Source organism: Cohnella silvisoli, assembly GCF_021190915.1.
Lineage (GTDB): Bacteria > Bacillota > Bacilli > Paenibacillales > Paenibacillaceae > Cohnella > Cohnella silvisoli.
Genome location: NZ_JAIOAP010000019.1, coordinates 156,451 through 165,916 on the forward strand (window position 1 = coordinate 156,451; position 9,466 = coordinate 165,916).

Genomic DNA, 9,466 nt, shown 5'->3' on the forward strand with positions numbered 1-9,466 from the left:
CCCTCTCTTAAAAACCGCTATCGTTGCCTGACATTCCGTATTTCTCGAAAAATTGGTCACGGAAAGTTCCCAGCCTGTCTTCCCGAATCGCCTCGCGAACCTGTGCCATCAGATTGACCAAAAAATGCAGGTTATGTATGGTAGTTAGGCGCAGCCCGAACATTTCGTCGGCTTTAATCAGGTGGCGAATATAAGCTCGGGAATAATTCTGGCATGCGTAACAATTGCATTCCGGATCCAAAGGACCGAAATCGCTGGTGTACTTGGCGTTGCGGACGACTACGCGGCCTTGGCTGGTCATTAGCGTTCCATTGCGGGCAATCCGCGTTGGCAGCACGCAGTCGAACATGTCCACGCCGCGAATGCTTCCGTCCAAGAGAGCATCCGGCGAACCGACTCCCATTAAATACCGGGGTTTGTCGGCGGGCAGTAAATGTATCGTCTCTTCCAACATTTCGTACATGAGCGGTTTGGGCTCGCCCACGCTCAGTCCACCCATAGCATACCCCGGAAAATCCAGGGAAGTCAAATCCCGTGCGCTCTGCTGACGCAAATCCTTATGCATCCCGCCCTGCACGATGCCAAACAAAGCTTGGTCACCGGGACGACCATGTGCCTTCAAGCATCTTTCCGCCCAGCGGCTTGTCCGATCGGTCGATTGCTTCACGTATTCATACTCAGCGGGATAAGGCGGGCACTCATCGAATGCCATAATGATATCGGCGCCGAGCGCATTCTGCACATGGGTAGCGCTCTCCGGCGTTAGAGAAAGCTTATCCCCGTTAATATGGGAACGGAACTCAACGCCTTGCTCGGTGATTTTGCGCATCTCGCTTAAGGAGAACACTTGAAACCCGCCGCTATCGGTTAAGATGGGGCGATCCCAGTTCATGAACTTATGCAGCCCGCCGGCTTCCTTTACTAGCTCGTGCCCAGGCCGAAGAAATAGATGATAGGTGTTGCTGAGAATAATTTGCGCGTTTAGTGATTTCAGTTCCTCGGGGCTCATTCCCTTTACGGAAGCTTGAGTGCCAACCGGCATGAAGGTAGGCGTGTCGATGATCCCATGCGGCGTATGGAGTCTGCCAAGTCTTGCGCCGGTTTGGGCACAGATTTTGATTAATTCGTATTTCACTGCCATTTCGGGGAAATTCCTCTCTGATTTAACCTAAGTAATAAACATCGCGTCGCCAAAGCTGAAGAAGCGGTATTCATGATTAACTGCTTCCTTGTAAGCGTTCAGAACGTTCTCGCGTCCAGCAAGGGCGCTGACTAGCATGACTAAAGTCGAACGAGGAAGATGGAAGTTTGTTAATAGGGCGTCAACCATCGTGAATTTATAGCCTGTATAAATAAAAATGTCGGTCCATCCGCTGCACGATTGTATCGGATGACCTTGGTACCGCTGGCCTATTGTTTCAAGGGTACGGGCGGAAGTCGTTCCAACGGCGACGATCCTGCCGCCTCTGGCTTTGGCCTCATTCAGCAGCATCGCGCTCTCTTCGCTTACCGAGTACCACTCCGCGTGCATCTCATGCTCTTCAATCGTGTCTACGGAAACAGGTCGGAACGTTCCAAGACCGACGTGTAACGTAATCGGGCAAATTTGGACGCCTTTGGATTGCAATTGCTCCAGAAAAGGCTCCGTGAAATGCAAGCCTGCCGTCGGAGCGGCTGCTGAGCCCTCGTTCCGCGAATAGACGGTTTGATAGCGCTCGCGGTCGGACAAATGTTCTTTAATATATGGAGGCAGCGGCATCTGGCCGAGCTGGTCCAGCAATTCGTTGAATATCCCTTCGTATTCGAAACGGATAACTCGTGCGCCCATTTCTCCTTCTTCTTCTACGGTCGCGGATAGCAAAGGGTCTCGTTTATTTTCCGAAATTCCAAAACTAAGCTTTGCGCCTTTGTGAATCTTCTTGCCGGGACGAACTAAAGCTTCCCACCGATCGCCTTCCATTCGTTTGAGCAGCAGCAATTCGATCTTCGCGCCCGTATCCGCTTTAACTCCGAACAGACGTGCCGGGAGCACCCTCGTGTCATTCAACACAAGCGTATCTCCCGGCTTCAAATATTCGGCCAGATCGGTGAAGGACCTGTGCTCGATATTCCCATTCCAGCTATGCAGCACTAGAAGTCTGGATGACGTTCGCTCCAGCAGCGGGGTTTGGGCAATCAATGTTTCTGGTAATTCGAAATCGTAGTCGCTGACATTCATGTTCTGGCATCCTTTTCAATCGTCACGTTCTTATAATAGTATTTCAGGATATATTGGTAGTCATACCCTTGTTCCGCTAACGCTCTTGCACCCCACTGAGACATTCCGCCCCCATGCCCGTTGCCTTTGCCCGAGAAAATAAACTGAGGTGAAGTCGTTGCTGCACGTAGGTTACCTTTGCCATCCATAATATACACTTTCTGATCCGTTAACGCGCGAGTTTCCCCGCCGCTCCCGATAACTTGAAGAGTTCCGCCCTGACTAGGCATTTCTCTTGAATTCCCGCTCCCATCAAGCACCGTGTAACGGCCGGTCTCGTCGATCTGGAATAACGTGCTTTGCAGCCCATTGAGCGCTCCGCGCAAATTGTCGGGAACTCCTACATTAACCGGAATTCCATTTGCTTTTATTTCCGTCGCTCGACCGGAAGGACCTCGCTTGGAAACTTCCAATGTCAGCAAGGGCCCGGTTATTGGAGTTTTTGCTCGTTTGTTTAAGGCGGTTAACAGCTGTTCCGGCGTCATTGGTGCTTTCACCCATGTGAAATCCGTGTTCTCCCCCACTTTATTGAGCTGTATAACAATCGTTCCGGAGCCAACGCGAGCGATCGGTTCAACCGTTGAAACGATTCTCGGTTCCGAGCGCACGGCTGTTCCCTCGGAAATTACATTTAGCAACTTCGCCCCGGAAGAATGCGTCTGCCCGCTATCGGCAAGCAAATCGTCCCTAATGTATCCGGTTTGCCCCGACGGCAGAGCTACATAGTACCAATCACGTTTGTCCGTCTGCGCTACGGAGTCCGGACTTTGAACATTGGTTGCCAAGAACGAGTTATCTCCGCCCCATATTTCGAGCGTATTGTCGGCGGTCACACCGCCTGCGTTGGACGAGAATACCGCGTTAATAACCTTCCCCCCGAGAGTCAGCACTTCTCGGGCCGTTTGCGTGACGCCGGCCGTCGCGTTTGCGTTCTCCGAACCGATTCCGTAATACGCTTGACTGTTCGTCGTATCTACGACATGCGCAATTTGGAAGCCAAGGCCTGTTGACAGCGCATAAGAGCGCGCGGCTACCGCCTGTGCCTTCTGCGCTTCGATCGGCCAGCTCGAGCTCACCTCGGTGCCGACGACGGAATATAAATACTGTTCGAAATTGACGTCGTTAACGACAGCGAGCGTTTGGTTCAGTACGCTCATTTCCATGCTGCCCCGGTAAGTCCGCTTACTCCGTTCAATGACTTGGATGCCGCCAGCTCCTTCCGGATCCGCCCTGAGGACGGCTCCCGCGCCTGACGGAATGGCGTAAAGCGATACCGGTTTATTAGCGCTGCCGTTATAGGTCATATCCGTTCGAACTACCGCGTAAGGCTCCCCGGCCGCGGGTATGCGTACATTCATTCCTCCCGCTGACGTAGCCGCTTCTTGGACTGCGGTTAGCGTTGTGGCGTCTTTCTCTTGCCCGATTCTAACGACATAGTTAAGCGCGCCGTCTTTAGGCTTGAGGGCTACGTATGCATCCAAACCCGCATTCCCGATCATGTCGGCTGCTGCAGATGCTTCGGCGGCACTAGCGTATGGACCCGTTTCAACTGACCAAGGTCCTAGCACGCGTGCGCTAACCAAGCTTTGAATTCCGGTGGCGACTCCTGCGTTCGTCCACTTAGCTAGGGCGGAAGAGGCACCTGCAACGCTAGAGTACACCCCTTCCGTCACTTGATATACCGTTTTACCGGACTTGGTCAGTTGCGTGACGAAAGCTGCCGACGAAGAAGCCTGTACCTTTTTAAGGACGATAATGGCTGCATTAAGATCAGTCGTCTCCAAGAGCAGTGCGCGATATCCGTCCACCGCGAATCTTACGCCTTGACCCGCAGGTACGGAACCTACAGGAAAGCTTGCTTGCGGGTCTTTCCAAGAGAGCTTTATTCCGCCCGCGGATTGCAAAGTCGCAATGGAGGTAATCGACTGGTACTTGTTCGTACCCAGATTAACGTACAATGCAACGCGAATATTGTCTGGCACACTGATGGCAGCATGGACAGTCATCCGGGTGGAACTCGATACGACTGCCGCTAACAATAAAACAAGCAAAATCAGCCTGGAATAAGAGCGTTTCGCATTTAGATTTCGGATCATCCAATTCTCCTCCGTCATGTTGCTCGATTTATCAACTATTAAGCTCAGGAACGGGCAACCCTAAGTGTCGATATGCAGCCGCGGTCACAATTCTGCCGCGCGGCGTACGTTGCAGAAATCCGATTTGCATCAAATACGGCTCGTACACATCTTCGATCGTTTGGCTTTCTTCCCCGATGGAAGCGGCAATCGTATCCAAACCAACCGGCCTGCCTCCGTAATTCTGGATCATGGAACGAAGCATTTTATGATCGATGCTGTCAAGCCCCATCGGATCGACTTGAATTTTTTCCAACGCATCGTGAGCGACGGCATCGGTAATAATACCGTCTCCTCTAACTTGGGCATGATCGCGTACCCGCTTCAGCAACCGATTGGCTATCCTTGGCGTTCCCCGCGCGCGTCTGGCGATTTCTCTCGAGGCTTCCCCAACCATCCCGACTCCGAAAATTTCCGCGGTTCGCGTAACGATATACGACAACTCGTCTTCCGTATAAAATTCCAACCGGCTTACGACCCCGAAGCGATCCCGTAAAGGCGCCGACAATAATCCAGCTCTTGTGGTCGCCCCGATTAAAGTAAACTTCGGCAAGTCCAGGCGAACGGAACGCGCGCTCGGACCTTTGCCGATGATGAAATCCAAGGCGAAATCCTCCATCGCAGGATATAGCACTTCCTCAACCGTTCGGTGAAGCCGGTGAATCTCGTCGATAAAAAGAACATCGTTCTCTTGGAGGTTAGTCAGTATTGCTGCCAGATCCCCGGGACGTTCAATAGCAGGACCGCTTGTCGTGCGAATGTTAACGCCGAGCTCGTTGGCGATAATGTTCGATAACGTCGTTTTCCCCAATCCCGGGGGACCGTACAGAAGTACGTGATCGAGCGGCTCGCGCCGCATCTTGGCAGCTTCTATGTATACTTTCAAATTGTCCTTCACTTGCGCTTGGCCTATGTATTCCGCCAAATAACGAGGTCGCAAGCTGTACTCCACCGCTTGATCTTCCATCATTAAATGCGCGGTAACGATTCGGTCTTCTTCCAATGCTGCGGCCTCCTCTCGCGCTTGCTAACTATCCTTGGAACAATTGCTGCAACGCTTTTTTAATTAACACGTCCGGGGATTCCTCGCCCGTCACGTTATCCTTGAGAACGTGCCATGCTTTGTCCAACTCCGCATCCCTATAGCCAAGCCCCGTTAACGCTTCGCGAGCGGCCGCCCATGCGGAACTGCTGTCAGATGCGGAGGCAGGTAGGTCAAGCTCCGTCATCGAAGCAACAGCCCATCGGCTATCTACCGCGCCTAACTTGTCTTTCAGATCCAGAATCATTCGCTGCGCCGTTTTTCTGCCGATTCCCGGAAGCTTCATGAGGAACGTTACGTTCTCTTGCTGAATAGCGGATACAACGGCTTCAGGACGTCCTCCGGCCAATACGCCGAGCGCAACCTTCGGGCCGATTCCCGATACTTCCAGCAATCTGCGAAATAGAGCTTGCTCGTCCCGCGTCGTAAAACCGAATAAATGAATGGCATCCTCGCGAACGTGATGATAAATAAACAATTGCACAGCCTCTTCCGTACGGGCCAAACCGTAAGGGTTGGGCGTAAATACCCGATAACCGACATCATGAACGTCGAGCACAACGTATTCGCTTTCCAAATGGGCGACTTTCCCCCGCAAATAATCGATCATTAACGCGTCACTCCGTTCATTCGATCGTTTAGGACGATGGAGTGCGCATGGCAGATCGCGACCGCAAGCGCATCGGCAACATCATCCGGTTTAGGTACTGTCGATAATTTAAGCAGCATCTTAACCATTTCCTGAACTTGCCGTTTCTCCGCAGCCCCATAACCGACAACCGCCTGTTTCACTTGCATCGGCGTATATTCTCCAATCGGCAATCCCCGCTGCGCTGCCGCTAGCATGAACACGCCGCGGGCTTGTCCGACGCTGAATGCATTCGTTACGTTCTTGTTGAAGAAAAGCTTCTCGACCGCGACCGTATCCGGTTTATACTCGTCAAGCAAACTGCACACAGATTCGTATATCTGTTTTAACCGCAATTCCTGCGAAGTGCCTGATTTGGTCTCGATACAGCCGTATTGAACGGGTGTAAGCTTGTGCCCGGTTTTATCAATAAAGCCGAATCCCATGATGGCTATCCCAGGGTCGATTCCCAATACTCTCATGAATACGTTACCCCGCTCTCCGCTTGCCCTGCAATCTTCATTCGATTATATCAAATGTTACCCCCCATGAGAACAGAAGGAGAACACAATTACCGGGAAGCAGCGGGGCACGAAAGCCGAAGTCATTAGTGCGGCAAGGCTTATAGCAGTTCAACACTTTGTAAAATAGTACGATAGGCGCATGAGCGACAACCTTAAAAGGACGTCCGATTGGACGCCCCTCCAGGAAGTTTTATTTTATGCTGATGCAACGCGCCTCATGACCTCAATCGGGCATAGTCGTTGTAAGTCGATAATACGCTGTTGTACTCATCCTTGTCCGTAACGCGAATACCACGGGCCAACTCGGTCATTCGTTCCTCGGACAACTTCGTCTCGAGCATTTCGACATTCAATTGAAAAAAGGTCCTTATCACTTTATCACGTCGGGGTGGACCGTCAAACAAAGACAAATTGCCATCCTTGTCCATTCCGATATAAGCCGTCTTGCGGCATTGAGGCGATAGATCGTCGACCGATTGCTCCATCGTCAATCTTCCCGCGGAATCGAATTGAGCTTCCCATTCCCTGTGGGATTTCAGAAGGTCCGCTGCCTCGGCTGCGGAGTGACTTCCTAATTGCCGCGTCTCTTCTCCGCATAAGTAAGTCCGATGCAGAACAAGCTCAACCTGACCTTGCCGCATCATTAACGAATATAGCGTTTTCTCGCGTGCGGACTTTCCCGGACCTTTCATTTTTTCGGGGTTGTCCGCCCAGACGGCAGCCGTGTCGACAGGTAAGAATACTTGCAATTGACTCTGCTGTATGACCCGATGAGCAAGCCATGAACCGGCTAATGCGGCTAGCAAGAAGAACGCAACACCCGCTCCTAACGACCAGACATGGCGACGTTTTCTCTTTAACGATTTCTTCAGCTCTTTAAGGATACGAAAGCGAGACACCGGAATCCCCTTCTCTGCTTTTTTCTTTATTGTCTCCTGGGAATTCCGGTGTTATGCGCTTTTTATTACCATTTAATCCATGGCAAACTTTCCTTGCTTTTAGACCTGATTTGCCTTGAAGCACGTTGTTTAGGCTTTGGTTTACTCTGGCGCTTCTTCACCGAAAGAGCTGTCACCTTAACATCGCCTTCGCTATCGATATCGATCCCGCCATCACTGCTGGATGAACGATCGTCAAAGCCATTACCGCCCGCTACAGGACCAAACGGAGGCATAGGCGGAATCCCAGGCATTGTAGGAATCGGAGGAATGCCTCCATAGTAAGGCTCACCTTGCGGTCCATAACCATACCCCATAGCCGGCGAAACCATACCGTGGACGTTTGACCCGCCGATACCCGGCAGCCCTTCAGCTATGGGACTATATCCTACGGGAATATCGCCCATTGGCATATTGTAATGCCCTCCATAATGCATCCCTGGGTAATTGCCTATAGGACTGACCGCTTGCGGCATATTACCATATGGACTTGCTCCGAAAGGAGAAACTCCGATCGGTTGTACACCATATGGAACGTTACCCCCTGGATAACCCATACCGGGGTATGATTCCACATAAGGAATCGCGCCTTGATTCGCCTCTACCGACGTTGGCCAAGGCTTGGGTGCTCCGCAGGTTTTGCATCCGGTTGACGGTTTTATGCCATACCCGCTGAAATCATGATGGCTATACAACCCTCCTATATTTCCGGCGATGTTGCCCTCTAACGGAGATATGCCCGGTTCAAAAGCGAGGCTGTACTCTTGGCTATATCCGTGGCCGTAATCGTGACCATACCCAGCATTTTCGGGCGACATCGCCAGCTGCTGCATTCCGTAGCCGTGAGGCATTGGCTCTGGACAATAGGGCTCTTCTACATGAGCCGTTGCCTGCACCATCGGGACAGGGAATTGCATGAAAAGATTAGTGTGTTCATGGACTTCGACACCATACGTTGGCTTCATTTCTTTAATAGGCATTACGGGAGCCGGAGGCGGTGCGACCGGTACGTTCGGTATTATTGGCGCAGGCTGGGGCGCAGGCAACGGCATGGGTACAGGTTGAATTTGAACGCCCGTTTCCGCCTTCATGCCCGTATTCGCTTTACCGGGTGTTGAATTACCGTGCATCGTCGCTCCCGGAGATGCGGAACCATTCGGTGTTTTCGGAATGTTAACGACTTCGCCAGTCAATAAGGCGTTTGGATTTTTAAGCTGCGGGTTTGCCTTAATCATATCCGCGAGCTGTATTCCCCAAGCTTTGGACAGCTTCCACAGGGTGTCACCCTGTTGCACGATATGATGGTGGATCACTTCCATGGCCGTTTTCGGCTGCGACGGAATTTTCACTTTCATCCCCACATCAATAGCATCGGGATTGCTGATTTCCGGGTTTGCCTTAATGATGTCCTCTAGCGATACATTGTACTTCTTGGCTATCAAATACAGCGTATCTCCTTGTTTAACCATATGGATCTTCACACGCCGTTCCCTCCTGATGGATTGACATAACTCACGAGTAGGCGAATGCCCTCGCGCAATCTTTACATCCTATGCAGGTGCTGGGCTTTTGACATCTTTTATATAAGAAAAACCGGAGACTTTGCCTCAGACCCTTTACTTTGGCGGATATCCGTAATAAAACAATCGAACCTATGCTCCCTATACCTCTGGGGGGCAACCGGTCCGACATTCCCGTTCATGCCTGCGGCTGTTCGCGAAAAGGTACCTTTATCCCCTCACATCAGAAGGTGAATAGGACCACCACAGCCCCCTACCTCCTTTCCGCGAAAACGTATCATTATCCCATCCGGTCAGGGGGAAAACCCTTGTTCATGCTTCTGAAAACAAACCCAGAATATTGAAATTTTACCCGATATCTCTTGAAAATAGAACGTATGTTTGGTATTATGGTAATGAGAACAAATGTTCTATTTAAGGAG

General features: G+C 51.4%; 8 protein-coding genes. All 8 read right to left on the reverse strand.

Going from position 1 to position 9,466, the window contains the following annotated elements:
- Positions 1-7 precede the first annotated feature (7 nt).
- The gene (tgt, locus tag K7P76_RS28230; protein ID WP_232189415.1) at positions 8-1,141 is read right to left on the reverse strand and encodes a tRNA guanosine(34) transglycosylase Tgt; all 1,134 of its coding nucleotides are present in this window, start codon (positions 1,139-1,141) and stop codon (positions 8-10) included.
- Between the two features lie 27 nt (positions 1,142-1,168).
- Positions 1,169-2,218, reverse strand: coding sequence for a tRNA preQ1(34) S-adenosylmethionine ribosyltransferase-isomerase QueA (queA, locus tag K7P76_RS28235; RefSeq protein ID WP_232189416.1), 1,050 nt, complete (start codon positions 2,216-2,218; stop codon positions 1,169-1,171).
- Positions 2,215-4,353 (reverse strand): SpoIID/LytB domain-containing protein, encoded by a 2,139-nt coding sequence (locus tag K7P76_RS28240; protein WP_232189417.1) that lies wholly within the window; start codon positions 4,351-4,353, stop codon positions 2,215-2,217. The genes queA and K7P76_RS28240 overlap by 4 nt, the downstream gene beginning before the upstream one ends.
- 31 nt (positions 4,354-4,384) lie before the next feature.
- Complete coding sequence (gene ruvB / locus K7P76_RS28245) at positions 4,385-5,362, reverse strand: Holliday junction branch migration DNA helicase RuvB (protein ID WP_232189433.1); 978 nt, start codon at positions 5,360-5,362, stop codon at positions 4,385-4,387.
- A 61-nt stretch (positions 5,363-5,423) separates the two neighbouring features.
- The gene (gene ruvA, locus K7P76_RS28250) at positions 5,424-6,044 is read right to left on the reverse strand and encodes a Holliday junction branch migration protein RuvA (protein ID WP_232189418.1); all 621 of its coding nucleotides are present in this window, start codon (positions 6,042-6,044) and stop codon (positions 5,424-5,426) included.
- Complete coding sequence (gene ruvC, locus K7P76_RS28255) at positions 6,044-6,544, reverse strand: crossover junction endodeoxyribonuclease RuvC (RefSeq protein ID WP_232189419.1); 501 nt, start codon at positions 6,542-6,544, stop codon at positions 6,044-6,046. Before ruvC ends, ruvA begins: the two co-directional genes overlap by 1 nt.
- 257 nt (positions 6,545-6,801) lie before the next feature.
- The gene (locus tag K7P76_RS33540; protein WP_232189420.1) at positions 6,802-7,485 is read right to left on the reverse strand and encodes a BofC C-terminal domain-containing protein; all 684 of its coding nucleotides are present in this window, start codon (positions 7,483-7,485) and stop codon (positions 6,802-6,804) included.
- A gap of 65 nt (positions 7,486-7,550) precedes the next feature.
- Positions 7,551-9,005: a LysM peptidoglycan-binding domain-containing protein gene (locus tag K7P76_RS28265; RefSeq protein WP_232189421.1), complete on the reverse strand. Its 1,455-nt coding sequence runs from the start codon at positions 9,003-9,005 to the stop codon at positions 7,551-7,553.
- Positions 9,006-9,466 lie beyond the last annotated feature (461 nt).